This is a genomic window from Terrihabitans aquatilis (assembly GCF_052542005.1).
The window spans coordinates 461,906-488,053 of sequence record NZ_JBOCUO010000002.1 but is presented as its reverse complement, the minus strand read 5'-3'; the positions used below and the strand labels follow the sequence as shown (position 1 = coordinate 488,053).

Genomic DNA, 26,148 nt, shown 5'->3' with positions numbered 1-26,148 from the left:
TCAGCCTGCCCGTGGCTCGACGAACATGCGGCCCTTCATTTCCATATGCATGGCGTGACAGAACCAGGAACAATAATACCAGTACACACCAGGCCGATCGGCCTTGAAGGTGACCGATGCCGTCGCCTGCGGGGCAACTTCCATGTTGATGCCGTAATTGACGATGGCGAAACCATGGGTGAGATCTTCAATCTCGTCGCAATTGGTCACGAATACCGTGACTTCATCGCCCTGTTTGACCTGAAAACTCTCCAGCCCGAACGTCGGTGCGACGGAGGTCATGTAGACGCGCACCTTGTCGCCGTCGCGGATCACCTTGGAGTCGCTCGTCAGATCGATGCCGTCCGCCTTGGCCTGCTCCACGGCATCGGCAAAGAACGGGTCTTCGCGATTCCAGATGTGGACCGGGTTGAGCTTCGAGTGATGAACGATGGTGGCGTCGTGCGGTTCGGCGAAGCTTGGGCTGTCGTGCACCAGCACCATCTTGTCGCCGGAGATGTCGATCAACTGATCGTTCTCGGGCTTCAGCGGGCCGACATTGAGGTAGCGGTCCTTCGAGAACTTGTTGAGCGAGATGAGCCATTTGCCATCCGCTTCCTTGGTCTGACCCATGGAGGTGTGATTGTGGCCCGGCTGGTAATGCACGTCGAGCTTCTGGATGATGGGATTGACCTTCTCACCCGTGAAGGCGCGCTTGGCGGCGTCGATGTTCCACTTCACGATCTGGCTGTCGAGGAAGAGCGTGGTGTAGGCGTTGCCCTTGCCGTCATAGGCGGTGTGCAACGGACCGAGGCCCACTTCCGGCTCGCCGACGATGACGTCGCGCGGCTGGATCTTGTCGTCGAACAGATCGTCGAGCTTGCGCACGTCGAAGATCGAGACGGTCGGCGACAGCTTGCCGTTGACGACGAAATGGATGCCGTCGGGCGCGGTGTTGATGCCGTGGGGGCTGTTGGCCACCGGAACGTAGCGGGTGTAGGGCGATCCGTGGCGGCCATCGAGCACCGGCACGCCGCCGATGGTCTCGAACTTGCCGGCCTTCACCGCCTCTTCGATGCGCTTGAGGTTGAAGATGACGACCCAGTCCTGCTCCTTCTCCATCATCTCGGCAAGGGTGACGCCCTCTTCCGAATTGTAGCAGGTGGCGAAGGAATATTTGCCCTGGTAATCGGCGTCGGTGTTGTCGAGGTTGCCGTCGACGCGAATCTGCCAGGCGACCTTCATCGTGTCGCCGTCGACCGCTGTGTAGATCGAGGCGTACTGCTTGGGATCGTCCAGGATCTTGCCGTCGTTCGGGATCGGCACGCGGTCTTCGCCGTTGCAGAACACGTAGCCGGTGCGCGGGTATTTCTGCACGCGCAGGCCATGCACGGTGTGCTGATTGGGCAGCTGGAGGATCTTGTCGCACTTCATCACGTCGAGACGGATGCGGGCGACGCGGGTGTTCAGCTTGTCGTTCACGAAGAGATAGCGCCCGTCATAGGTGCCGTCCGTGAAGGACAGATGCGGATGGTGAAGGTCGCCGGCGGTGTAGATTCCACCCTTGTCCTTCAAATATTCCACGGCCTCGGGCGTCAGGCCTTCGGTGAGGATCTTGCGGCTTTGGTCGGTCAGGCCCCAGCCGGTGGCGCTGTCGCGGTTGAACACCGGAATGCGCATCAGCTCGCGCATGGAGGGCAGGCCGACGACACGGACCTCGCCGGTCTGGCCGCTGGAGAAGAAGGTGTAATATTCGTCGAGCTCGCCCGGCTTGACCTCGTATTTGGCGGCTCCCTGGGCGCCTGCCGATGCCTTCGGCGCGGGCTGCGCCTCGGCAGGGGTTACGGCCGTGCCCGTCTCGATCAACGAGATGCCCGTCGCACCGGCGGCGGCCGCAACGGCGGTGGTGCCGAGCAATTGCCGCCTGCTGAGGCCGGCTTTCTGTTCGTCCTGTGACATGTGAGTCTCCTTGCTCATCAAACTGTGGCTGCGGGTTCGGCTGTGACCGGCTCGGCGCCGGGCACGCTCAAGGCTTTTCCTTGCTGGGTGATGACGGGTTTGACGGGGCCGGCGCCCTTCTTGCCTCCGAGCATGGAGGGTGACGTCAGGGCCTCGCGCTTCTCGCGCTTGAGGCGCACCTGGATCATGTGCGGGCAGCGGTGATCGTCGTGGTAGAGCTCCTGGCAATGCATGCAGTAGATGCATTCATTGACGTTGATGAAGCCCTCGGGGTGGATCGACTGGACCGGGCATTCCTTGGCGCAGCGCTGGCAGGGCGAGCCGCATTCGGGCCAGCGCTTGAGCCATTCGAACATGCGGATCTTGCCGGGGATCGCGAGCGCCGCGCCGAGCGGGCAGAGATAGCGGCAGAAGAAACGCTCGATGAACAGACCGATCGACAACAGGGTCAGCGCGTAGACCACGAAGGGCCAGTCGCGGGCGAACTTCAGGATGATGGAGGTCTTGAAGGGCTCGACCTCGGCGAAGACCTCGGCCAATGCGATGTCGTAGAGCGACAGGCCGAACAGGCCGAGGAAGATCATGTATTTGATCGGCCACAGGCGCTCATGCAGGGCCCACGGCACCTTGATCTGCGGCACCTTCAGCCATTGCGCGAGGTTGTTGGTCAGCTCCTGCAGGGCGCCGAAGGGGCACAGCCAGCCGCAGAAGGGACCACGGCCCCAGAACAAAAGGCCCGCCGCCACCGCCGCCCACAGGATGAAGATCAAGGGCGCCGCCAGGAAGAATTCCCAGCTGAAATTGGTGATCAGCGAATTGATGAAGGTCAGGACGTTGACGACCGAGAGTTGGGCGTTCGCGTACCAGCCAAGCCAGACCAACGTGAAGGTGAGATATGCGCGCCGCACCCAGACATGCACGCGCGGATGCCGAACGAGGCTGTCCTGGAAGAAGAAGATCGCGGTGAGCGTCAGGAGTGCGAAGGCGGTGATGGCGATGGAGGTAGTGTAGGTTTTCCAGATCTTGAGCCAGAGCGGCTCCTCGATCTCGCCGGCCAACATGGGATGGGCATCGTCGACCGGTTCCGCTGCTGCGGCGGGCGTGCCGGGGGCGGCGTTGCCCGCAGATTGAGCGGCTATGGCAGGCGCAGGCGGCTGCTCGATATGCAGATACTGGTCGGGCAGGGTGTAGTCGAGTTCGTAGGTCAGGAAGGCCTTGTCGCGCGCGCCGATGTTGCGCTGCACGAGCAATTGCACCTGCCAGGCCTCGGCCGGGTCGAGCTTGAAGTCTTCCGGGATGACGAACAGCGCGATCTCGCGCAGGGCCGGTGCGCCGTCGGCCGCAAAATCGCTGAGGCGGGTGTGGTTGCGGTCGCGGAAGCGGACGCTCTGCCCGTCCTGCAGCAGCTCGATGCGGTCGAAGATACCGCCCCGGACATAACCGGATCCCTTGAAGGAATAGGCGCCTTCGCCGGCAACGACGATGGCGTGCTGGTCGGGCTTGAGCCGCGCCTTGAGCTGCTCGTAGCCCTGATCGCCGAGCAGGCTGCGGCCGATGGCTGGCACGCTGACCGGCGCCACATACAGATCAATGAAGCTATCGTCGGGATTGCCCGTTTCCGCGTTCTCGGCGGCTTCCTTGTTGCCCGTCTGCTCGAAGCGTTCGTTGACGTCTCCGACGCTGAGGGACAGGCGGCGGACGGAGCCGTCGCCCAGCAGGGTCTGCCAGTCCTCGACCTCACCCTTCTCGGGATCGAGTGTCCGGATCGCTTTCGGCGCGTCCGCTTCGGACGCCAATGCTGCGCCGCCCAGGCGGCCGCTGCGGATGAGGCGGACGGCGGAGCGGACGACGCTGTCGCCCATGACGAGAACGGTGACGGTCGCGCCGCTGACGATATCAACCTGCGGCGGTCGCTCGGCCCCGGTCGCGACCTTCGTCATGTCGTGTCCGATGAGGGCGTTCATCGCGTCGACGATGCGGCGCTCGGGGATGCCGATGAGGACGATGGGTTCCTTGTGGCCGACCAGCTTGACGGCGGTGACGACGCCGTTCGGATCGATGCCGACCAGGATGTTGATCGGCTTGCCGGAATAGCCGACGGCGCCCGTGACGTCGGTGTTCAGATAGACGTAGCCGAGCAGTTTGTCGCCGCCGCGGACGGGGACGAGGGCGGGTTCACCCTGCGGGGCTTCGAAGCGATCCGCGCCGGGAAAGAAATCGGCCGGCTGAGTCTTCGAAAGAAATTCCTGCACATGTCCGACAGCAAAGGCCGGGCTCGCTGCCATCAGCAAGGTAAAGAGAGCGCACTGCAAACAGAAGATGCAAATGGATCGGGCAGAACGTGTGAGGTGTAGTTTTTCCAACTTGGGAAGCTGTCCTGATCCAGCGTTTGCTATAGGGAGGAAACAAGCAGAACTTTTATAAGTAATCTGCCTAGGAGTCCTACGTATCCAGCTATTCAGGGTTCGCACTAGGTGAACCCCGAGCTTATGCCTGACCCGGAAGCGGATATCTTTGTTCTGGCGCAATGACGGGGCGAAGTCTGCTCTGCCACTTTCGTTGGATGGTCGGATGCGTGCCATGGAGAAGCGATATGTCACGTTTGAAGACCGAGCCGGCGGAGCCCGTGACGTCCCTGGACGAATTGTTCGCCATCGCCGCGGCGATGGAGCAGGAGGCGGCGGAGCGTTACGCCGAGATTGCCGGCCGCCTGCGATACGAGGGCAATCAAGCTCTCGCCGAAGTGTTCGAAGGTCTTGCCGCCGATGAGCGCGGCCATCTTGAGAATGTCGGCCATTGGTCGCGGCAGACGAAGGGGCGCGACCCCGATCCCGCCTTGATCCGTTGGGAATTGCCCGAGACGTTCGACGATGAGGGCGTGGCGGCGGCCGATCCGCAGCTGCTGAACGCCTATCGGGCTCTGGCCATGGCGGTGCGCAACGAGGAGCGTGCCTTCGCCTTCTGGAGCTATGTGGCCGCACACGCCGAAGCCGCCGACATCCAGCACGCGGCCGAAGTGATGGCTCATGAGGAATTGGGGCATGTGGCGATCCTACGTCGGGAACGGCGCAAGGCGTTCCATTCCGGGCGCCTGCAGGATGGGGAGGGCAGGGACGAGCAAGATCTCGCCGATCTCGAGGAACGGCTCGCCGACCTGCTCGATGGGCTGGTTGCCGATGCTCCCTCACGGGAGGGCGAACGTCTGCGCGATCTCGCTGCCGAAGCTCGGCGCCATGCCCGGGAGCTTGTGCAAATTCCGGTGCGTCTTCCCCGACATGGTCTTTCCGGTTCGCCACCGGCCGACCCCGTCGCGCTGGCCGAGCTCCTGACCGACCGCTATCTGGAAATCGCCGACCAATTGCAGGACGAGGACGCGCTGACGCGGATGCAGAAGCTCGCCGGCGACGCCATTGCCCGGCTTGCCTGGCTGCGTGCCGATCTGCCGGAACTGAAGCGCTCCTGACCGCCGCCTAGAGCAGGGGCCGGATCGCCATCTCGCATCCGAGAAGCAGGAGGCAGATGAGGAAGGCGCGGCGGAAGGCCGGCGGGCTGATGCGGGCGCGCACCTTCTGTCCCGCCCACATGCCGGCGAGTGCCGGGGCGACCGCACCGGCCGAGAGGAGAAGGTCGGCGGACTGGACCGCGCCGCGCGCGCCGAGCCCGGCTGCGAGAGCGATTGTCGAGATGGTGAACGACAGACCCAGCGCCTGGACGAGATCGTCGCGCGAGAAGTTGAGCGCCTGAAGATAGGGGACCGCCGGAATGACGAACACGCCGGTCGCGCCGGTGACGAGGCCCGTGGCGGCCCCGATGGCGGGCGACAGGATCGGCTCGAGGCGTTTCGGGACGCTGAGCTGACGCGCGGCAAGCGTGTAGGCGGAATAGAGGATCAACGCCCCGCCGAGCATTGCCGTGGTGAGGCGAGTGTCTCCCCCTGCGATCCAGGAGGAGCCGATGATCGTGCCCACGAGAATCGCGAGCATCATCGGCCAGAGCCGCATCACGAGCGGACCGACATTGCGGCCTGCCAGCAATTGCCAGACATTGGTGACGAAGGACGGAACGATGAGCAGGCTTGCCGCGACCAGTGGGGACATGAGTGCGCCGAGCACGCCCATCGCCAATGTGGGCAGGCCCATGCCGGTGACGCCCTTGACGAAGCCGGCTCCGAAAAACGTGAGCGTGATCGCCGCGAGGAGGGTAATGGACAGATCGGGCATGGCCCAGGGGTGAGCCGCCCAGCCATGTCGCGCAATGCGGAATCTCCGATGTAGGCTTCGGCTGGACCGAAGGCTGAAACCGTGATGATCTTTGCGCATGCGCTTTGACCTGACCGATCTGCGCCTGTTCCTGGCCGTATTGGAGGCCGGCAGCATCACGCATGGCGCGTCCGAGGCGGGGCTGTCGCTGGCGGCCGCCAGCGAACGGCTGCGCGACATGGAGGCGGCGGGGGACATCGTGCTTCTCCATCGCGGCCGCCGGGGTGTGAGGCCGACCGAGGCCGGCGAGGCGTTGGCCCACCACGCACGCGCGGTGCTGCACCGGATGGCGCAGATGCGCAGCGAGCTCGGGGAATATGCGAAGGGCTTGCGCGCCAGTGTCCGGGTGTTCGCCAACACCGCCGCCATCACCGAGTTTCTGCCCGAACGTCTCGCGCCATGGATGGCTGCGCATCCCCAGGTCGATGTCGAGCTCAAGGAGCGGCAGAGCGTGGATATCGCCCGCGGCTTGGCGGCGGGGTTCGCGGAGATCGGCATCCTGTCGGATGCTTCCGGCCCCGATGGTCTCGTGATGCGCCCCTTTGCGCTGGATCGGCTGGTGCTGGTGACCTCTCGCGACCACCGGCTGGGGAGGATGGCGGAACTCCGTTTCGCCGATGTGCTCGACCAGCATTTCGTCACGCTGACCGAGGGCGCCTTGCGGCAGCATATCGACATGCAGGCGGCGCGCCTTGGCGCGAAGCTCAAGATCCGTGTGGCGCTTCGCGGCTTCGACGGCATCTGCCGCATGGCCGGAGAGGGCGTCGGCGTCGGTATCGTGCCGGAAGCGGCGGCGCGGCGCTGGAAGCGGTCGGCCGGCATCGCGATTGTCCGGCTTCAGGACGATTGGGCGACGCGCCGGCTGTCCGTGTGCGTGCGCGACGAGGCGGATCTGACATCCGTGGCACGAAGCCTGTTCGGGCATCTCGCCGGGGCGGGTCGCTAGTCCCTTCGGCTCAAACGAGACCTTCCTGTCGCAGCGCCCGCTGAACGGCCGGACGGGCCAGCACCCCGGTCATCAGCCGCGCCCAGTTCGGCCAGCCCTCATCCATATCGAGGCCGATCCGCCTGCCCCAGAGCCAGAACACGACGAGATAGGCATCGACGATCGAGTATCGGCCCGGCACGGCCCAATCCCGGCCGTCGGACAGGATGCGGTCGATGTGGTCGTGGGCGATGCGAATGCTGTCCAGCCCCTTCGTCCGGACCGCGTCATGCAGCGCAACGTTCGGCACGAAACGATGCGGACGCCAGAGCTGTCCGTAGCCGATGCCGTGGAGATCGACCGACATCCAGCTCAGCCATTCCAGGCAGCGTGCCTCGCCGGCCGGATCGGCGGGCAGCAATTCCGCCTCGGGATGGCTGCGCGCGAGAAACATCAGGATGGCGACAGCTTCGGTCAGCAAACCGGCGCCCGCTCCTCCGGGCACGCCGGTCAGAGCGGGGACGCGACCTTTCGGGTTGAGCGCGAGATAATCGGCCGTCGTGGTGCCCTCGCCGTTCCTGGCCGAGCGAATGTCGGTCTCATAAGGCATGCCGATTTCCTCAAGCACGATGTGGACGGCGAGCGAACAGGCGCCGGGCGAACAATAGAGGCGGTGCATGGAAGACCTCCGGTTCAGGGATCGATGATGCGGGCCGGCCAGGGATTGCGGCCATCACGGAGCCATTCAAGGGAATCGAGCCAGAAGCCCGTGGAATGGCTGTCGTGGAACAGGCCGAAATGGCCGATGGCGGTGCGCCCGTAATCGGCGGGCCGCAGCAGCACCGCGATACGCTGCGAGCCGGTGTAATAATCGAGCGTGCGGCGGATTGCGGGGACGGTGCCGAGTTCGTCGTCGGAGACGGCCAGTGCCAGTATGGGAGCACGCAATGCGGCCATGCGGTCGAGCGCGCGCTGCCGCTCGTCGCGCGGATGGCTGCGCTCGAAGCGCCGGCCGCGAAAGCTCCATTCATTGGCCACGCCGGCCGGCAGATCTTCCAGCCAGCCGAGCCGGCGGCCGGGGAAGTGGCCGCACAATGCGGTGAGGCATGGCATCGCCACATGCCATTTGAGGAACAACGCCCATCGCCGGTCCGGGGCGTAATCGCCCCACCATGCGTATTGTGCGCCCATTGTGAGCATGCGGTCGATGGCGGCGGCGTTGTCGGCAAGGCCCGGAAGGAAGCCGCCAATGCTGTGCCCGACGACGAGCAGGAGATCAGCGCGCGCGTTTTCCTGCGTGAAGCGCAGCGCCGCCGCGAAATCGCGCTCGCCCCAATCCCGCCAGCGAAAGGCGCATCCTCGAAGACGATCCGGCCGCGACAGACCTATGCCGCGATAATCGTAGGTCAGGACCTCGAATCCGTGGCCGGCGAGGAAACGTGCGTAGCGATGGTAATAGCGCGCGAGGACGCCGGTGGCGGGATTGATGATGATCGTGCCGAGCGCGTCCTTGCGCGCTGATCGCCAAAGATGGCCGCCGAGACGGACGCTGTCATCGCAGAAGATCTCGATGCTTTGCGGTTCTTGCCATCCGCTGGTCGGCATGTGCTGGCTCATGCCGCGACGCTAGGAGGCGGATCGCGTTGTGTATATTCACTGGTCAGTATACACGGCGGCATGAAATCCGCGATCAAGCCCACACGCGACCGCATCCTAGAGGCCGCCGGAAAACTGTTTCATGCGGAGGGGATCCGCGCCGTCAGCGTTGATGCCGTGGCCGAAAAGGCCGGCCTGACCAAGCGCACGCTCTATTACCATTTCCGCAGCAAGGACGATCTGATCGCGGCCTATCTCGATACCCGCGACCAGCCCAATCTCGCCCTTTTCCAACGCTGGTTCGCCGAGACCGAGGGGGGCACGGCGGACAAGGTCCGGGGCGTCTTTCGCAATCTCGCCGCTTCGGCGCGGCATCCGAAATGGAAGGGCTGCGGTTTCCTGCGGACCTCGGTCGAGCTGGTGCAGATGCCGGGCCATCCGGCGATCGTTGCGGGACGGGCGCACAAGAAGCGCGTGGAGGACTGGCTGTGCTCGGTGGTTGCGGAAGGCCGATCCGAGGATCAGGCTCGCCTGCTGGCGCGGCAGATCGTGCTTCTGCTGGACGGGGCGTTCGCGGTCGTGCTGCTTCACCGCGACCCGGCCTATATGGACAGCGCCGGCGAGGCGGCAGCGCGATTGATCGGCGAATGAGGCTGGCGATCTCGGCAGGCGATCATTTCCCAAATACCGGGCAGAGGCGCCGGGACAAGCTTTCCTGTCTGCAATTGGAATATATCTAAATCATTGTTCTTGCTGAGTTTATCGGCGCCAAGTATCCTTGGGTTCAATTGTTTCCTGCCGCAGCTTCAGACGTGCGGCTCTGCATCAGCATTGTTCGATGTTCTCGGCGATACCCAACCTCCTCTTGCGCATGCTTCGGGCTCCCGCCTGTGTCGGGGCCGGATATCTGCGCGCCGGTGGGGGCTAGCCCATGGCGTGGGACATCCGGACATTGTTCCAGAGCCATGCCGCGGGCGTCGCGCGATCGCTTCGGCGGCGGGGCTTGAGCGAGGATCTGGCGGACGACATCACGCAGGACACGTTCGTGCGGGCTTTGGCGATGCCGCCGTCCGACGGGGCCGTGATCCATAATCCGCAAGCCTATCTCTACAAGATGGCGCGCAACCTCAGCATCAACCATGCGCGCCGTCAGCAATCGCTCGAAATGGTCAATCTCAGCGATGACCTGGTGGGGCAGATCGCCGACCCGGCGCCGATGCCAGACAAGGTGTGCTACGACCGGCAGCTTCTGAAAATGACCGAAGATGCGCTCGCGGAACTGCCGGAACGCACGCGCATCGCCTTCGAGCTGCACCGTCTGGGCGAGATGACCATCATCGAGGTGGCCCGCCGGATCGGCTTGTCGCCCACCGGGACGTGGGGCCTGATCCGCGATGCCTATCGGCATATCGTGCTGCGCACCGGCGGCCTGTGATATCCGGCAAGGAATCTTGAAAATGTCGTCGGCTTGTTTGTCCTAGACTGGAAGGGGCCGGGCGCTGACGGGAATCGCCGCCCCGGGGGGAGGGATGACGATGCGTGAGGGCGGTTCCGAGGCGGATCGATTGCTCGACGAGGCGATCGATCTCGCGATCCGTCTTCAGATCGATCCCGATAACCGGGTGTCTTCCGAACTGGTGCGCACCTGGCGCGCCCGCAGCCCGATCCATGAAAAGATCTGGGCGCGGGTGGCCGATGCGCACGGTCTCGCCGGGAAAATCCTCACCGACCGCCGCAAGGCGGAGCGGCGTCGGAAACAGGGGCTGACGCGGCGCAATCTGGTGATTGGGGGCGGGATCGGCCTCGGGGCGGTGGCAACCGGCGCGTTCGTCATTCCCGGCGCGATGCTCGACGCGCGCGCGGACCATTTCACCTCCAAGGGAGAGCTGAGGCGCGTGGCGCTGGATGACGGCAGCGTCGTCACATTGGGGCCGGACAGCGCAATCGCGCTTGCTTATACGCCCGAGGCGCGGCGCGTGGATCTGCTGAAGGGGATGTCGTTCTTCGAAGCCGTGCCCGAGGCCGGCCGTCCCTTCATCGTCTGGTCCGGCTCGTTTTCGGCGAGCGCCTCGGCGGCGGCGTTCGATGTCTCGGAAAGTGCCGGGACGGTCCGGGCGTCCGTTCTCGACGGATCGATCGATGTGCGGGCGCCGGATCTGTTCGCCGGCGCGGGCCGGAACCTTCAGGCCGGCGACTGGATAAGCTTCGACCCAAATGCGCGCAGCAGCCGGCAGGGCCGGCGCGAGCAGGCACAGATCGCCGCCTGGCGCGACAAATTCCTGCTGGCGGACGACGAGACGGTCTCGAGTCTCGTCGCCCAGGTCGGCAGCTGGCTGCCGGGCCGCATCTGGGTCGCGGATCCGTTCATCGGCGGGCAGAGAGTGAGCGGTTTGTTCGACCTGTCCGACCCGCGCCGCGCGCTCGAAGCGATCGTCCATCCCGTGGGCGGGCATGTACGGTCGGCGTCCAATTTCCTGACCGTCGTTTCACCGATCTGAAAAAAGTTTGGCGGCCGGGTGAAAAATCCGACGCTCCGATTGTCCTAGCTGTGGGCTTGGATGATTTCGGTCAACGAAACGGCATGCCCCGATTATCGGCAGGGGTGGCGTGGAATGGCTTGGCGGGCAGTACAGCGGAAGAACAGGGCGAGTGGTGTTTCGGCGCTTTATGCGGCCCTGATGATGGGAAGCGCGGCCGGGGTCGCCTCCCTCGCCGGCATCGGCGTCGCACAGGCGCAAACCCGCCCGTCCACGCTGACGTTCCAGGTGCCGCGGGGTCCGCTCGGGCCGGCGCTCGCCGCGTTCGGGCGCCAAAGCGGCCTGCAGATCACCTATCGATCGGCCACGGCCGCGGGAAAGACGACGGAGGGGTTCAGCGGAACGGCCACGCGCGAGCAGGCGCTGACCGGCATCCTGCGCGGTTCGGGGCTGTTTTATTCTCTTCCGAACGCGACGACCGTCGCAATTTCCGCCCCGGAGCCGCAGGCTGCCGCTTCGTCCGGGGGAGACGCGGACACGATCCAGCTCGACGAAATCGTCGTCTCGGGCGGGACGCGCACCGGTGTGATGTCGCCGGACACGCCTTATGAGACCCCTGGATCGGTGTCCCACATCTCGCAGGAACAGCTCAGCCGCTTGCCCCCGATCTCGCCCGGCGACGTGTTCGTCAACGCGCCCGGCGTGCTCAACGGCGGCAACCGGGTGGGAACCTCGCTCAACCCCAATATTCGCGGCCTGCAGGGCATGGGCCGCGTCAACACCACGATCGACGGTGCGCTCAACTCATCCACCTCCTATCGCGGCTATGCGGGCAATCGCGACGAATCCTATGTCGATCCGGACATGATCGGCGGCGTCGATATCTCCAAGGGGCCGAGCGATGGCGTTGGTACGGGCGGCATCGGCGGCAGCATCAATTTCCGCACGCTTTCGGCCGAGGATCTGGTCCGGGACGGCGAGAACTGGGGGGCGCGTTTCAAGGGCGGGATCGGCAGCAATACGCGCGCGCCGCTCATCCGGCAAAACAGCTCGGTCGCGCCGCCTGTGCTGCGCGATGCCGACCGGCCGTCCTTCTTCAACAATGACAGCTGGTCCGGCAGTGTCGCGACCGGCGTGCTGCAGGAGAATTTCGAGGGCGTGTTCGCATTCTCGAAGCGCCGGCAGGGCAATTATTTCGCCGGCAAGAATAACGTACCCTCGGGCTTCATCTTTCCCGAGAACGGCGGCCTCAATCCCGGACGCAATGCCGTGGTCCGTCCCGGAGACGAAATCTACAACACGTCCGAAGATACCGATTCCCTTCTTGCAAAAGGTAAGTTCAAATGGGGCGACGGGCAATCCTTCGAGCTCGGCTACATGCTGTACGACAGCAAAGCCGGTGAGGAGGACGAGGCCCTCATCAACATCGTGACCAATCTCGGCCAGCGCCAGCTCAGCCAGACGCGGCTCGACACCTACACCGCGAAATACCGCAACGCGCCCTCGGACAATCTGCTGGTCAATGTCCGCGCCAATCTTTGGTACACCGATCTGGAGCACAAGCGCGGGCAGGCCTATCCGGCCGGCTTCCGCGACCACAGCATGAAGACGACGGGCGGCGATCTGTCGAACCGTTCGGTCATCGATACCGCCTTCGGCGCGCTCACGCTGGACGGCGGAGCCGAATTCCGTATCGAGCATGCCGAGGCGCCGGATCTTATCGAGGCTGGCGGCCAGACCAGCCGAGGGCCGAACGGCTTCCGCACGCTGACGAGCGGCTTCGGAAAAGGCAGCTTCGCGCCGACCGATTGGCTGGAAGTCTCGGCCGGCGCCCGGCTCGATTATTACGAGGCCGAGGGCGAAGGGGTCGCGTCGATCTTCCCGGACCGCTCCGATTCCCGGTTGAGCCCGAATTTCGGCGCGGTGGTGACGCCGATCGAGGGTGTGCAGCTCTTCGCCCAGTACAAGGAGGGCTATCGGCCGCCGAGCCTGCGCGAACTGTACTGGGAAATCTACAATCTGCAGGTCAATCCGGACCTGAAGGGGGAAGTGTCCAAGGGCTGGGAGTTCGGCTTCAACGTCCTGCGCGACGACGTGTTCACGTCAGGCGACAAGGTGCGTTTCAAGGCCAGCTATTTCCGCAACCGTTACGACGATTATGTCATCGTCCAGGATGTGCCGGGCGTCGACGGCCAGCAACAATATACGAATATCGACCGCGCCAATTATCACGGCATCGAACTGTCGGGTTCCTACGATACCGGCACGTTCTTCGCGGAAGGCGCCTTCACCAAATATCTGAAGGCGGAATATTGCACGCCGGGCGAGGGCTGCGTGCTGCCACGCCTCGACGAGACGCTCGCAAATGTCACGCCGGCGACGTTCGTTCCGCCGGACTGGAGCGGCAGCATCACCGCGGGCGTGCGGCTGTTCGACGAGGCCCTGACCCTCGGCGGCCGCGCCGTGTTTTCCTCGACTCGTATCGGCTCCGACTGGCCGCCATCGGGCACGGGGATCGGTCTTGTCGGCCTCAACTTTACCTGGCCGGAATTCGTGGTGTTCGACCTCTTCAGCACCTACAAGTTCAATGACGACACCTCGCTCAACCTCAGCGTCGAGAACATCACGGACCAGTATTATTATGGTCCTCTCGCCTCGACCGGCATGCCGTCTCCGGGCCGCACCGCGCGCCTCGGCCTGACCCATCGCCTGGGCGGTGCCGGCTTCCCGCTGATCCCCGGACTGCCCTCGCTGGGGCGGGCCTCCGAAGGCGCGCCGGGCGACAATTGGACCGGCCTTTATGTGGGCGGACATTGGGGCGTGGCCTCGGCCGATGTGTCGGGTTCGGTCACGACAGGCGCCGGCGATTCCGTGTCACCTGGCGAGGCGGCGGACTATTCCGACGATGGTCGCATCGGCGGAGCGCAGATCGGCTACAATCACCAGTTCGAGAACAAGGTCGTTTTCGGCGTGGAAGGCGATTTTTCCATGCTGGGCCAGAAGGGCGGCACAAGCCGTGTCCTTGCCGATGAGTTTCCAGGTCTCGCAGCCGCGGGCTATCTGGAGTCGGAAACGGACTACGAACTGGACTGGACGGCGACCCTGCGCGGCCGTCTCGGCTATTCCTTCGGACGGCTCATGGTTTACGGCACAGGGGGCGTGGGCATCGTCCAGCAGACTGGAACGCGGTCGCAGTATCGGGGCGCCCAGGCTACTGCCAATCCGACCTCCACCGAGCAATATTTCTCGGAAACGGATTCGGGCATCGGTTTCGGCTGGACGGCGGGGGCAGGCTTCGAGTTCGCAGTCGCCAACAATTGGTCGCTCAAGGGCGAATATGCCTTCGCGAATTTCGGCGGTGCCGATCTGCGGTTCGATGAGGCGCGCGGCGGCGTTGGACGATCCTATTATGGAGTCGTAGGTAGAACGTGTATTCGGCCGCCCAATATAGGCTGTCGAGATGTGTATGACACTGTTCCCGGCAGCAGCGATGCGGTCGAGGGCCGCGAGGCCAAGAACGACGCGGAACTCCACACGGTCAAAATCGGCTTGAACTACCGGTTCTGATGGACAGAGGTGGCGGCCGCGCATGTAAACTCATGCCGGCCCGGACCAGACAATACAAATAGAAGGCATGTCATGACCCTCGACACGACGATCGAAGCCCCGCTGCGCTCCAAGCAATTGAAGGCCGATACGCATTCGACGCACGAGCATCTGGACAGTTCGATCATGGCCGGCAGGCCCTTTGCGAGCGTCGAAAATTACGGTTTGTTCCTGAAGGTGCAGCACGGGTTCCATCGCGACATCGATGCGCTCTATTCCAATCCTGAGCTCGACAAATTGCTGCCAGACCTGCCGGGCCGTCGCCGGCTAGGCCTGATCGAGCAGGATCTCGCCGATCTCGGAATTCCCGCGCCCGAGGCCGAGCGCGCACCTGTGTTCGGCGATGCGGCGGATATTCCGACCGCGCTCGGCTGGCTCTACGTGGCAGAGGGGTCGAATCTCGGCGCGGCCTTCCTGCTGAAGGAGGCGGTGAAGCTCGGCCTTTCGGAGGAGCGCGGCGCGCGGCATCTGGCCGGCGCACCCGAGGGCCGCGGCCGCCATTGGAAGACGTTCACGGCGGCCCTGGACGCGCTGGACCTCGACGAGGTCGGAGAACAGCGTGTCCGCGACGGCGCTATTGCCGCGTTCCAGCGGGTGCAGAGCCTCGTCGACGGGACGTTCCCCCGGCGATAAGCGCTCGACCCGCCGGCGTTGGAGATGGCGGCGAGTCTATCGCTTCCGGAAGACGATCGTCTTGGCGCCGGTCCAGAGCGTGCCGCGTCCGAGCTCGGCCAGCTTGTCCAGCCCGTCCGTGATCGTCAGGAAATGGTTGCCGGCGAGCGGGCCGGCCTTGGAAGCGAAGGCGACTGGGCCGTAGGCGAGCAGAATCTCGGTCTCCGACACGCCGCCGGGATAGAGGATCACCTGGCCCGGGGCAGGGTGGCTCGTCGCGTTTTCGAAGGACAGGCCGAAATCGTGGTCGCCGAGCGGGATCCAGCAGGCTTCCCCGCTCCAGCGCACATGGATGATGCGTTCCTCATAGGGCAGCACCGCCTCGAACGCCGCGACCGTCTTCGGGGCGGCGTCCCGCTCAAGACGTGCCGGGAATTCATGACCATCGATTTCGACGATGATCTCGCTCATGGGACAGACCTTTCCTTTAAGGTGGGACGGGGAATCGCAGGGTCCGCGACATGGCGGGCGCGCGACATCTGACGGATGCGGAACGTGGAGCGGAATGAATGGCTGGGATCGAACGCCGGATCGAGGCGATCGCGATTTTCTGCGGCTCCAATTTCGGGGGCAATGCCGATTACGCCGATGGTGCGCGGCGTCTGGGCCGGACACTGGCGGAAGCCGGAATCACGATCGTCTATGGCGGTACGCACAAGGGGCTGATGGGCTGCGTGGCGGATGCGGCGCTGGAAGCCGGCGGGCGATTGCACGGTGTCATCACGCAGCGTCTTCATGATCGCGGGCATGCCCATCCCAGGCTCGAGCAGATCGAGATCATGCCGACACTGCGGGCGCGCAAAGAGCGCATGGCGGCGCTGGCTGATGCGTTCATCGCGCTGCCCGGCGGCATCGGCACGCTGGAGGAGTTTCTGGAAGTGTGGACGATGAACCAGCTGGCCGAGATCGACAAGCCGGCCGGCCTGCTCGACACGCGCGGATTCTTCGCGCCGCTTCTGAGCTTCATCGATCACATGGTGGAGGAGCGCTTCCTGCCGCCCGCGCACCGGCATTCGATCGTGGTCGATGCCGACCCTTCGACGCTGCTTGCCGGCATCCGGACCTTCGAACGGGTGGACGTGCCGAAATGGCTTTGATCGGCATTCGGTAGCGCGTCCGGCAGAGGGGGATATCAAGCGTCCCGCTCCATTCGCCGGGCAATGATGGCGACCGGGCCTCCGCCGTCCGGTCCCTGATGCTCGGCACCGCCGGACACGAAGAGTTCCGTGGTGCCGGTGACGCCCGCAAGGACGCCGCCCACAAACGCGCGTGCGTGGCGCGTTGCGGAGAGATCGCTGTCGTCGTTCATCGTGTGGCGGCTGCCACGGACGAGGCCCGAACGGGACGCTTCCGCCTTGGCGAGCAGGGCCTCGAAACGCGCCTTGTCGGGAACGCCGAGCGCGGCCTGAAGTGCGCGCACCGGCCCGGCATCGACGACGTCTTGCATAAGGGTGTGCCCGACCGCGAGCGGGCCGCGCCAATCGTCGCTCATGCCCAGAACGAGGATCTCATGGCCGAGAAGCTCGATGCCGGCCGACGTGCTGGCGCGTGCGGAGAACAGCGCGAAATTGCGGCCGATGTCGTCGTCGCCCATTTGTGTTTCCTCCACTTCGCCGAGAGCCAGCGCGACGCCGAGGGCGCTTGCCCCGCGCGACAGGCCCATGGATTTCAGCGTGTCGGTGGCGGCGCAGCTTTTCCCCCGCTGAGCAGCCTCCGCGATGCGGGCGGAGGTCAGCAGGGGGCATTTGATCTGGACGAAATGGACATCCTCGGCGTGGGTGATCCCGGCTTCGGCCATGGCGGCGAGCACGCCGTCGCGGACGATATCGACCTGTGATCGGCGGCCGATATCCTCGGGACGAATATCGGGCGTGATGGCGGTGCCGATGGCCAGTGAGCCGCCGGGTCGGGCATCCTCGCCCGCGCTTTCATGCCGTTCGAAGACGAGGAAATGCGGGCTCAGCGCGCCCTCCGTACCGCCCGACATCACCAGAGCGACCTTTGACGCCCGTTCCGCGCCGACGCGAGCGGCCAGGAAGTCGCCCAGCGCGCGTGTGGCGAAACCGCGCGTGAAATCGTTGACGCAGCCATTGCCCTCGGTTTTGCCGAGGATGGCGACGATGCCCGACGGATCGAGCGCTCCCTCGGCGACGAGGCGTTCAAGGCCGGAGACGTCGTCAGGCCCCGAGGCGGGCACGCGGTGGAGGCGGGCGGTGAATGGCACGGTCATCGTTCTTTCGGGAGGATCTCGCCGCAGACTAGCAGCAGGCGGGTTCGTGAAAATGGCTGCGAAGCGCCGTTTCCAGATGGGGCAGGGCTTCGGCGAGGCCGGTGGATGTCGTCATTTCATGGCGCACGCGATCGAGCAATTCGCTCTCGATCGCCGCATGGTCGAGGCCGGTGAGACGACCGTGTTTGGCGGTCGTGCGACCGGCAACGATCATCTCCGCGATATGCCCTTTGGTGGCGCGAGCCAGCAGGAGATCGAAGGGATCGGGCGACAGCGGGAGACGGTCGGAATCGAGCCGGTCGAGATCGAGGAGCAGGAGGTCGGCAGGCTCGCCGGGAGCAACGTGGCCGCCGGACGCGTCGCCGGTCACGGCTTCGCGGCCATTTCGCATCGCCATGTCGAGGATCTGCCGTCCTGGCCAGTGTTCTTCGAAACCCCAGCCGCTGTGAAGGAGATTGGCGAGGCGCATTTCGCGCAAGGCGTCGTCGTCCTCGTCGAGCGCGAGGCCATCGAGCCCGAGCGCGACGCGGCAGCCCTGGCGGACCATCTCGGCCAAGGGCGCAATGCCGGAGCGGATCTGGAGGTTGGAGCCGGTGTTGACGGCGATGGTCGCGCCGCTTTCGGCGATCAGGGCAAGCTCGTCCGGCCAGGCATGGGTGCAATGGGCAAGGGTGAGGCGAGGGGACAGCAGGCCGATGTCGCGCAGCCATGCGACCAGCCCGCCCGGATGCTCTCGGTCGGCCCAGGCACGCTGGTAGCGTGTTTCGAGGAGATGCATGTGGACGCGGCGGCCCGTGCGTGCGGACGCATCTGCGATGGCTTCGAGAAGTGCGGGGCTGCACCATTGCGGGCCGGCCGGGCCGTATTGCACGCGGATGTCCGGGCCGAGCGCGTCGTCGGCCTCGTCGACGAGCCGGATCTGGTCGGCGACGCTGGGTGGGGGCGTGCCGATACGCGCCTCGATCTCACGCCGTGCGTGCGGCGGCAGGGCGGCGAGGACGGGTTCGCTCGGGCCATAGACCAGTGGGTTCCGGTCGCGCATGGCGACCGCAAAGCCGATGCGCAGGCCGATGTCGCGCGCGGCACGGGCGGTGGCCGCGGCCTCCTCGGGGACCGCAGCAAAGGAGCGGAAGCGCGTGTGGTGCACCATGACCACGCCCGCCCCGCCGAGCGCGCTGCGGCCGAGCGAGGCTGCGGCGCAGAGATAGGGATCGACGTGCGGCAGGAGCGCGAGATAGCTCAGCCAGAGTTCGAGGGGCTTGCCGAACGCGCCGAACGAACTGGTCCGTAACGGCCGGGCATGATCGTGGGCGTTGACGAGGACGGGCATCGCCAGAAGGCGGGAGGCGCCGCCTGCCGCATCGACGGACGCGATGCGATCGTCCTCTATCGTCAGCGAGAGGGGCGTGCGGGAGCCATATCCCCTTGCCAGGAGGGCGCACGCACAATCGATGCGCCGGTTGGATGGGTTCACGGCTGGGCGTCCGGCCATGCGCGCTCGCCGGCTTCCGGCAGGAAGGAGCGGTCGAAGACCTCACCGGCGTCCGGCTGCCTGGGCAATTCGTAGGCCGTCGCGATGGAGCGGATGGAACGCTGGAGGCGCGCGCTGTCGAGATCGCCAAGGCCGAGGCGTTTCGTTTCCTCGGTGCCGATGACCCGATCGAGCGCGAAGCGCATGCGTGCGGTTTCCGCCTTCGCATCGACCAGGGGTTCGACCGCAACGACGGAGGCGACGCCGGCCGCCGGATCTGCGATTACCTCGCGCAGCGCACGGTTCACCGCCCGCACGAGGTCGCGTACCGCCTCCGGCTTTTCGGCAGCCAGCTTGCGGGAGACCATGACGCCGTTGGAATAGAGATCGAGGCCGTTCGCGGAGAAATCGAGCCAGCGGAAGCCGGCCTCGGGATCCTGCCCCATGGCGATCAGGTTCACGTAGCTCGTGACGTTGAAGACCAGAGATGCGGCGACATCGCCGCGCAGCAGCATCTGCTCCTGAAGGTTGGGCTGCATGTTGAGGACTTCGACGCTGCCGGACGCGACGCCGTTGGCTTCCAGAAGTAGCGGCAGGAGCCGTGTCGCGGCGGCCGAAGCCGGGCCACCGACCGTGCGCCCCTTGAGATCCGCGATGCTCCGGATCTCGCTGTCGGCTTTCACGAGAACGGAGAAAGGTGCGCCGTTGTAGATCTGGTAGACCATGACGGGCGCATTGGCGGGGTCTTTCGCCGCCTGCTGGATGATGGCGTTGATGTCTCCGAAGCCCGCATCATAGGCGCCGCTGGCGATGCGGGTGATTGTGGCGGCCGAGCCTTCGCCCTGATCGATCGTAACGTCCAGCCCCTCCTGATCGAAATAGCCCTTTTTCTCGGCAAGGAGGAAGGGGGCGTGGATGCCCTGGTATTTCCAGTCGAGCGTGAAGCGGACGGGCACCTTGTCCTGCGCCAGTGCCGGTGCGGCGGTGAGGGCGCAGGCCAGGAAGGCGCCCGCGAGAGAGCGTGCGGCAAGCAGGGTCTTCAGCATATCCGGTCCCTTTTTCGATGAATGATGTCCCGGGCCGTCAGCCCATCGCGAATTCGGTCTTGCGGTTGGCCCAGCCGGTGACGCGCTTCTCGACGAGGGAGAAGACCGCGTAGAGCGCGACGCCCAGCCCGGCCAGGATGAAGAGGCCCGCGAAGACGAGCGGCACGTTGAAGTTGGAGGAAGCGATCAGCATCATGTTTCCGATGCCGCGATTGGAGGCCACGGTCTCGGCGATGACGGTGCCGACAAAGGCGAGCGTGACGGCGACTTTCAGCGAGGCGAAGAGGTAGGGCATGGTGCGGGGCAGGCCGACATTGAAAAGGATGTCGGTGCGACTGGCCTTCCACGTTTTCAGCACGTCCTCGAGTTCGGGCTCGGTGGTGGCGAGGCCGGTGGCGACGTTCACGACCACGGGGAAGATCGAGATCACCATGGCGGTGATGATGGCGGGCACCGTGCCGGCGCCGAACCAGAGCACGAGGATCGGCACGATCGCGACCTTCGGGATCGAGGAGAAGCCGACGAGGAGCGGGAAGGCGACCTTGTAGGCGAACCGCGACGAGCCGATCAGCATGCCGATCAGGACGCCCGTGGAGACGCCGAGCGCGAAGCCGACGAGCGTGGTGTAGAGCGTCTGCATGGTGTGCGGCATCAGCGCCGGCCAGCGTGTGACGAGGACGTAAATGATCTCGCTCGGCCGCGGCAAAATCAGCGGGCTGATCGAGAAGGCGAGGCAGGCGGCTTCCCAGACGAGGAAGAAGCCGAGGATGACGAGAAGCGAGCCGATGCGCTCGTGCGAGAGCTTCATCTTCATCACGCGCTTTCCTTCTGTGCGGAGACGGTCTTCTGCTCGGAACGGGCCTGGACGATGAGACCGCGCAGGCGGTGGCCGAGCGCGACGAAGGCCGGCTCGGCGGTGGTGTCGACGGTGCGGGGCCGGGCGAACGGCACGTTTTCATCGACGAGGATGCGGCCGGGCCGCGCGCTCATCACCACGATGCGGTTGGCAAGGAAGGCGCTTTCGCGCAGATCGTGCGTGACGAGCAGCACCGTGGGGCGCGTGTCCATCCACAGCGTCTGAAGCACCTCCCACAATTCCTCGCGGGTGAACTGGTCAAGCGCGCCGAAGGGCTCGTCGAGAAGGAGCAGCGTCGGTTCGTGGATCAGTGCGCGGCACAGCGAGGCGCGCTGCTGCATGCCGCCGGACAATTGCCAGGGATAACGGTCGCCGAAGCCGGCGAGGCCGACCTTTTCGAGCAGCGCGTCGGCGCGCTCGCGATATTCGCCCCGCCGTTTGGTGCGCCAATGCTCGCGGAAGCCGGCGATGATCTTCAAGGGCAGCATGACGTTGTCGCGGATCGTCAGCCAGGGCAGAAGCGTGGGGTTCTGGAACGCCATGCCGATGCGCACATCCTCGGCCCCGACCTCGCGGCCGCCGACGAAGACATAGCCCGTGCTGGCCCGGATCAGCCCGCCGACGAGCTTGAGAATGGTGGACTTGCCGCAGCCCGACGGGCCGACGAGGGCAACGAAATCACCGGCAAAGACCTTGAGATCGGTCTCCGACAGGGCTTTCACCGCGCCGTCTCCCTGCCCGTAGGACAGGGACGCCGCCTCGAACTGGATCAACGGCGTGGGCGATTGGGACGGGGCATCCGGATCGAAAGGCCGGGCCCCGGAAGTCGCATTCGGGTTCAGCATCTGCATGGCCTTCTCCGCGTGCGCACGTCCAGGCGGGCAATCCGCCCGGATGTGCGGCTCGAGCAATGTTCAGGCGACCACGCGCGGACGCGGGGACGGAGCGAGGGGTTGCGTGACCGCCTCCATGGTCTGGTCGAGGTTTCGGGGCTGGGGCTTCGGCATCTTCTGCACGCGGCGCACCGAGCAGCCCCAGCCGGCACTGTCTGCGACGATCGTGCGGTCGCGCATGGCGAAGCGGCCGCGCACCATGGTGTGGACCGGCAGGCCGACAGTCTCCATGCCTTCGAACGGCGTGATCTTGGCCCGGGAATGAAGCTCTTCCGTGCGGATGACGTGACGGCGCGCGAGATCCACGAAGGCGATGTCGGCGTCGGCCCCGGGCACCAGAGCGCCCTTGCGGGGGAACAGGCCGAAGGCCCGTGCCGGCGCCGCCGCCGACATGCGGACATATTGTTCGAGCGTGAAGCGCCCTTCGTTCACGGCGGTGAGCATCAGCTGCATCTGCGTTTCGACGCCGGGGAAACCGCAATCGGCCGTCCAGATGTCGTCGCGGCGCTTTTCCTCGGGATCGTGAGGCGCGTGATCGGTCGCGATCATGTCGATCGTGCCGTCAGCAAGCGCCTCCCAGAGAGCGGCCTGGTGATGCGCCTCGCGCACCGGGGGATTGACGCGGATGATCGAGCCCAGCGTGTCGTAGGCGCGCTCGTCGAACAGGAGGTAATGCGGGCAGGTCTCGCCGGTGATGTCGACGCCGCGCGCCTTGGCCTCGCGTAGGGGGCGCAGTTCGTCGGCCGAGGAGATGTGGAGGATGTGGATGCGCGCGCCGGTCCATTCCGCGAGGATGGCCGCTCGCGACACCGCCTCGGTGGCCACGATGGCCGGACGGGAGGCGAGATGGGCCAGCGGATCGTGCCGGCCGGCGGCCCGGAGCTTCTTCTGGCGCCAGGCCATGATGGAGGCCGTCTCGGCATGAAGCGAACAGCGCATTCCGTGCGTGGCCAGGATCTCGAAACCCTCGAGCATCGCGCCGGTGGAGGGCGAGGGCAGGTTTCCGAACGTGTTGCCCATGAAGCATTTGAAGGCGGCGACACCGCCCTCGATCAGGGCTTCCAGCTGGTCGATGTTGTCCTCGGCAAGGAGGCCATAGATGCCGAAATCGACATGCGCCTTTTTCGCCGCTTCCAGTTTCAGCGCCAAAGCGTCGGGCGTTCCCGTCGGCGGGTTGACGTTGGGCATGTCGAACACGGTGGTGACGCCGCCCATGGCTGCCGCCTGGGTGCCGGTGCCCCAATCTTCCTTATGGGTGTAGCCGGGCTCGCGATAATGCACATGAGCGTCGATGGCGCCGGGCAGGAGATGCAGGCCCGTGGCGTCGAAGGTCTCGCGCGCCGGCGGCATGGCTTCCGCCGTGCCGACTGCCACGATCACGCCGTCGCGGATGGCGAGCGACGCAGCCTGCGTTTCGGTCTCGCCGGCGATGATGCCGCCGTGGACGACGAGATCGGCGTAGGGGAGGGATTCGGTGGTCATGATCGGTCCTTTCAGAGCATCGCCCAGCCGCCATCGACCGGCAGGTCGACGCCGGTGATCTGGCGGGCGGCGTCGCTGGCGAGGAAGACGCAGGCGCTGGCGACGTCCTCATCGGTGGAGACGCGGCGGAGCGCATAATCGGCGGCGTGGCGCTCGGCCGCCTCGGCCTCGGTGATGCCGAGGCGCGCGGCCATTTCCGGCACCACCTTGGTGCGGAAACGCGGCCCGTCGACCATTCCCGGCGCGACGCAATTGACGTTGACGTTGTGCGGGCCGGCCTCCAGCGCGAAGGATTTGGTGATGCCACGAAGGCCCCATTTCGAGGCGGAATAGGCCATCCGGCCGGCCCGTCCGCGCATGCCGAACGTGCCGCCGACATTGACGATCTTGCCGCCGCCGGCTGCGATCATCGCAGGCATCACGGCGCGCATCGTGTTGAAACAGCCCGCCATGTTGAGCGTGACGATCTCGTCGAATTCCTCGGGCGTGGTCTCCCAGCCGGTCTTTCCGATGGGACCCGAACCGCCGGCGACGTTGACGAGAACATCGACCCGGCCGAAGGCTTCCAGCGTGGAAGCGGCCAGCGCCTCGCAGGCCGCCGCATCGGTGACGTCGCAGGAGACGACGAGCGCCTGGGCTCCACGCTGACGGGCTTCTTCTGCCACCGGCTCGATGCTGGCCGTGTCGCGTCCGGCCAGAACCAGATCGCAGCCTTCGTCGGCGAAGGCGAGGCTAACGGCCGCGCCCATTCCCTTGGCGGGACCGGTGATGATCACGGTCCGCCCCTTCAATCCCAGTTCCATGATGTTCGTCCGCTTCCTGGCTGTCGTTCAGTTCACGACCTTGGTCGGCCGGTCCGCGAGCGGCGGTAGGAAGGCATCGGTGAAGACCTCCTCCAGCGCCGGGGTGCGGGGCAGGGCATTGGCCTTCACGACCACGTCGATGGCCCGCTTCATCCGATCGGGATCGATGGCGCCGAGGCCGATCTTGCCGATCTCCGGATGGTTCATCTCGGCGTCGAGCGTGGCTTTCGTCCGCTCGATCTCGACCGCTTCGTTGAGCAGTGGCTCGCGCTTCATCACGGCCGCGACGGAGCCGTCCGGATCGGCGATCATGTCCGCCGTCGCGCGGTTCAGCGCGGCCACGAGCGATTTCAGCGCTTCGGGGTTCTTGGCCGCGAAGGCCTTCGACGAGACGAGCGCGTTGGAATAGAGATCGAGCCCGTAATCGCCAAACGCGATGAAGCGGAGGTCCTTTTCGGGATCGATGCCGGCGGATTTGGCGCTGAAGGCGATGGTGTTGACGTAGCCGAACACGCCGTCGACCTGCCCGCTCATCAACATTTGTTCGCGCAGGTTCGGCTGCATGTTGGTGATGGTGACTTTCGAGGCGTCGATGCCGGCCGCCTCGGTGAAGGCGGGGAAAAGCTTCAACGCGCCGTCATTCGCCGGGCCACCGATCGTCTTTCCGACGAGATCGGCGGGCTTCTCGATGGGGCTGCCGGCCTTCACCGCGATGGCGAAGGGCGGAGTGTTGAACATCTGGTAGACGCCGATGGGCGCCTGCTCCGGCCGGGTGGCGGCGAGCGCGATCAAAGCGTTGATGTCGCCGAAGCCGACATCGTAGGCGCCGGTCGCGACCTTGGTGATGGACGCGGCGGAGCCCTCACCCTGGTCGATGGTGACGTCGAGTCCCGCCTCGCGGAAATAGCCCTTGTCTTCGGCCAGGAAGAACAGCGCCTGTGGACCCTGATATTTCCAGTTCAGGACGATGCGGACGGGCGTGTCTGCCAGCGCTGCCGTGAGCGGCGCGGCGGAGGCGAGAAGCGTAAGGGCAAGGCCTGCGAAAAGACGGCGCATGGGTCAGGCTTCCGTTGCTGGGGTTGCGGGTTCAAAAGCGGACAGGAGGGATGTGCTGTCGGCGACGAAGCCGTGGAGCGTTTCCACGAGCCAGACCACGGCGTGCTCGATCTCGGGCGGCGAAACGGTGGCGCAGAGATCATCGATGAGGATGCAGTCGTAGCCGCGTGCGGAGGCGTCGGTCAGCGTCTCGAAGACGCAGCGGTCGGTGTTGATGCCGCAGAACAGAAGCGTGCGGACGTCCATGTTGCGCAGGAGGCTGTCGAGCTCGGTGTCCGGAAAGCCGGAGAAGCGCTGCTTGCGGACCTCGAAATCCGTCGGGTCGCGGGTGAGGTCCTCGACGAGCGCCGCGCCGAAGCTGCCGGTTTCCAGCACGCCGGCATCCGCGCCGGGGAGACGCTCGCCATAGCCTGTGGCGCTTTTCGTGCGCTTGCCGCGCAGGAGCGTCGAGGCGGGCAGATGCGCCGCGTGGCCCGGAAGGCCCCAGTTCAGCCAGATGACCGGCAGAGCGGCGCCACGGCAGGCACCAGCGAAAGCCTCGATCTGCGCGACCGGAGCCTTGCCCTGCCGGCCGGCCTTGGCAAACCAGCCTTCAGCGTGAAGGAAATCGTTCTGGAGATCGACCGCGATTAATGCGGTTCGGGACAGATCGATCTCGACGTCATTGGGCCGCGCGGCGAACCTTGCCGGGCGTTCGGCAAGAGCGGGGCGCAGGGTCGAAACGGCATCCCGACCCATCGTCCAGGTCTGTCCGGGAAGGGTGCCCAGCCGGAAGGCTTCGTCGGTAGGCGAAAGGTCGGTCACGCGTTGAGCTCCTTGACGAACTCACGCTAGCCCC

23 protein-coding genes are annotated in these 26,148 nt (G+C 65.5%); 8 read left to right on the top strand and 15 right to left on the bottom strand.

Annotated features, from left to right (window positions below; genetic code table 11):
• Both nosZ and ACQ6S1_RS08295 read right to left on the bottom strand, forming a co-directional pair.
• The gene (nosZ, locus tag ACQ6S1_RS08300; RefSeq protein ID WP_445040716.1) at positions 1–1,938 is read right to left on the bottom strand and encodes a TAT-dependent nitrous-oxide reductase; all 1,938 of its coding nucleotides are present in this window, start codon (positions 1,936–1,938) and stop codon (positions 1–3) included.
• Positions 1,939–1,955: 17 nt separating this feature from the next.
• On the bottom strand, positions 1,956–4,223 hold the full coding sequence (locus ACQ6S1_RS08295; protein ID WP_445040715.1) for a 4Fe-4S binding protein: 2,268 nt from the start codon (positions 4,221–4,223) through the stop codon (positions 1,956–1,958).
• 308 nt (positions 4,224–4,531) lie between these two features.
• On the opposite strand from ACQ6S1_RS08295, the gene ACQ6S1_RS08290 reads away from it, so the two are divergent.
• The gene (locus tag ACQ6S1_RS08290; protein ID WP_445040714.1) at positions 4,532–5,401 is read left to right on the top strand and encodes a ferritin family protein; all 870 of its coding nucleotides are present in this window, start codon (positions 4,532–4,534) and stop codon (positions 5,399–5,401) included.
• A gap of 7 nt (positions 5,402–5,408) precedes the next feature.
• On the opposite strand, the gene ACQ6S1_RS08285 is transcribed toward ACQ6S1_RS08290, so the two are convergent.
• Positions 5,409–6,158, bottom strand: coding sequence for a sulfite exporter TauE/SafE family protein (locus tag ACQ6S1_RS08285; RefSeq protein WP_445040713.1), 750 nt, complete (start codon positions 6,156–6,158; stop codon positions 5,409–5,411).
• Between the two features lie 97 nt (positions 6,159–6,255).
• On the opposite strand from ACQ6S1_RS08285, the gene ACQ6S1_RS08280 reads away from it, so the two are divergent.
• Positions 6,256–7,143, top strand: a complete 888-nt coding sequence (locus ACQ6S1_RS08280) for a LysR family transcriptional regulator (RefSeq protein WP_445040712.1) — start codon at positions 6,256–6,258, stop codon at positions 7,141–7,143.
• A 10-nt stretch (positions 7,144–7,153) separates the two neighbouring features.
• On the opposite strand, the gene ACQ6S1_RS08275 is transcribed toward ACQ6S1_RS08280, so the two are convergent.
• Together ACQ6S1_RS08275 and ACQ6S1_RS08270 are read right to left on the bottom strand one after the other, a co-directional pair.
• Positions 7,154–7,801 (bottom strand): glutathione S-transferase family protein, encoded by a 648-nt coding sequence (locus ACQ6S1_RS08275; RefSeq protein WP_445040711.1) that lies wholly within the window; start codon positions 7,799–7,801, stop codon positions 7,154–7,156.
• A gap of 14 nt (positions 7,802–7,815) precedes the next feature.
• The gene (locus tag ACQ6S1_RS08270; protein WP_445040710.1) at positions 7,816–8,727 is read right to left on the bottom strand and encodes an alpha/beta hydrolase family protein; all 912 of its coding nucleotides are present in this window, start codon (positions 8,725–8,727) and stop codon (positions 7,816–7,818) included.
• A gap of 72 nt (positions 8,728–8,799) precedes the next feature.
• Here ACQ6S1_RS08270 and ACQ6S1_RS08265 point away from each other — a divergent pair, with 72 nt between their 5' ends.
• The 5 genes from ACQ6S1_RS08265 to ACQ6S1_RS08245 all read left to right on the top strand — a co-directional run bounded on the left by ACQ6S1_RS08265 (position 8,800) and on the right by ACQ6S1_RS08245 (position 15,434).
• A complete protein-coding gene (locus ACQ6S1_RS08265; RefSeq protein WP_445040709.1) occupies positions 8,800–9,369 on the top strand; it encodes a TetR/AcrR family transcriptional regulator in 570 nt (189 codons plus the stop codon).
• Positions 9,370–9,649: 280 nt separating this feature from the next.
• A complete protein-coding gene (locus ACQ6S1_RS08260; protein WP_445040708.1) occupies positions 9,650–10,153 on the top strand; it encodes a sigma-70 family RNA polymerase sigma factor in 504 nt (167 codons plus the stop codon).
• Between the two features lie 94 nt (positions 10,154–10,247).
• The gene (locus ACQ6S1_RS08255) at positions 10,248–11,216 is read left to right on the top strand and encodes a FecR family protein (RefSeq protein WP_445040707.1); all 969 of its coding nucleotides are present in this window, start codon (positions 10,248–10,250) and stop codon (positions 11,214–11,216) included.
• Between the two features lie 114 nt (positions 11,217–11,330).
• Positions 11,331–14,762 (top strand): TonB-dependent receptor domain-containing protein, encoded by a 3,432-nt coding sequence (locus ACQ6S1_RS08250; protein ID WP_445040706.1) that lies wholly within the window; start codon positions 11,331–11,333, stop codon positions 14,760–14,762.
• Between the two features lie 72 nt (positions 14,763–14,834).
• Positions 14,835–15,434 carry a biliverdin-producing heme oxygenase gene (locus ACQ6S1_RS08245; protein WP_445040705.1) on the top strand — a complete coding sequence of 200 codons (600 nt, stop codon included), beginning with the start codon at positions 14,835–14,837 and terminating at the stop codon, positions 15,432–15,434.
• A 36-nt stretch (positions 15,435–15,470) separates the two neighbouring features.
• Here ACQ6S1_RS08245 and ACQ6S1_RS08240 read toward each other — a convergent pair whose 3' ends face one another.
• Positions 15,471–15,884, bottom strand: coding sequence for a DUF3830 family protein (locus ACQ6S1_RS08240; RefSeq protein ID WP_445040704.1), 414 nt, complete (start codon positions 15,882–15,884; stop codon positions 15,471–15,473).
• A 98-nt stretch (positions 15,885–15,982) separates the two neighbouring features.
• On the opposite strand from ACQ6S1_RS08240, the gene ACQ6S1_RS08235 reads away from it, so the two are divergent.
• Positions 15,983–16,570 (top strand): LOG family protein, encoded by a 588-nt coding sequence (locus ACQ6S1_RS08235; protein WP_445040703.1) that lies wholly within the window; start codon positions 15,983–15,985, stop codon positions 16,568–16,570.
• A 35-nt stretch (positions 16,571–16,605) separates the two neighbouring features.
• Here the strand turns inward: ACQ6S1_RS08235 and atzD are convergent, their stop codons facing one another.
• The 9 genes from atzD to ACQ6S1_RS08190 all read right to left on the bottom strand — a co-directional run bounded on the left by atzD (position 16,606) and on the right by ACQ6S1_RS08190 (position 26,114).
• Positions 16,606–17,703 (bottom strand): cyanuric acid amidohydrolase, encoded by a 1,098-nt coding sequence (gene atzD / locus ACQ6S1_RS08230; RefSeq protein ID WP_445040702.1) that lies wholly within the window; start codon positions 17,701–17,703, stop codon positions 16,606–16,608.
• 28 nt (positions 17,704–17,731) lie between these two features.
• Positions 17,732–19,195 carry an amidohydrolase family protein gene (locus ACQ6S1_RS08225; RefSeq protein ID WP_445040701.1) on the bottom strand — a complete coding sequence of 488 codons (1,464 nt, stop codon included), beginning with the start codon at positions 19,193–19,195 and terminating at the stop codon, positions 17,732–17,734.
• On the bottom strand, positions 19,174–20,220 hold the full coding sequence (locus tag ACQ6S1_RS08220; RefSeq protein WP_445040700.1) for an ABC transporter substrate-binding protein: 1,047 nt from the start codon (positions 20,218–20,220) through the stop codon (positions 19,174–19,176). The genes ACQ6S1_RS08225 and ACQ6S1_RS08220 overlap by 22 nt, the downstream gene beginning before the upstream one ends.
• A 37-nt stretch (positions 20,221–20,257) precedes the next feature.
• Positions 20,258–21,028 carry an ABC transporter permease gene (locus tag ACQ6S1_RS08215; protein ID WP_445041243.1) on the bottom strand — a complete coding sequence of 257 codons (771 nt, stop codon included), beginning with the start codon at positions 21,026–21,028 and terminating at the stop codon, positions 20,258–20,260.
• A 5-nt stretch (positions 21,029–21,033) separates the two neighbouring features.
• Complete coding sequence (locus ACQ6S1_RS08210) at positions 21,034–21,927, bottom strand: ABC transporter ATP-binding protein (protein ID WP_445040699.1); 894 nt, start codon at positions 21,925–21,927, stop codon at positions 21,034–21,036.
• Positions 21,928–21,990: 63 nt separating this feature from the next.
• On the bottom strand, positions 21,991–23,451 hold the full coding sequence (allB, locus tag ACQ6S1_RS08205; protein ID WP_445040698.1) for an allantoinase AllB: 1,461 nt from the start codon (positions 23,449–23,451) through the stop codon (positions 21,991–21,993).
• A gap of 11 nt (positions 23,452–23,462) precedes the next feature.
• Positions 23,463–24,254 (bottom strand): SDR family NAD(P)-dependent oxidoreductase, encoded by a 792-nt coding sequence (locus ACQ6S1_RS08200; RefSeq protein ID WP_445040697.1) that lies wholly within the window; start codon positions 24,252–24,254, stop codon positions 23,463–23,465.
• A gap of 27 nt (positions 24,255–24,281) precedes the next feature.
• Positions 24,282–25,310, bottom strand: coding sequence for an ABC transporter substrate-binding protein (locus ACQ6S1_RS08195; protein WP_445040696.1), 1,029 nt, complete (start codon positions 25,308–25,310; stop codon positions 24,282–24,284).
• Positions 25,311–25,313: 3 nt separating this feature from the next.
• Positions 25,314–26,114, bottom strand: coding sequence for a cysteine hydrolase family protein (locus ACQ6S1_RS08190; protein ID WP_445040695.1), 801 nt, complete (start codon positions 26,112–26,114; stop codon positions 25,314–25,316).
• Positions 26,115–26,148: the final 34 nt, after the last annotated feature.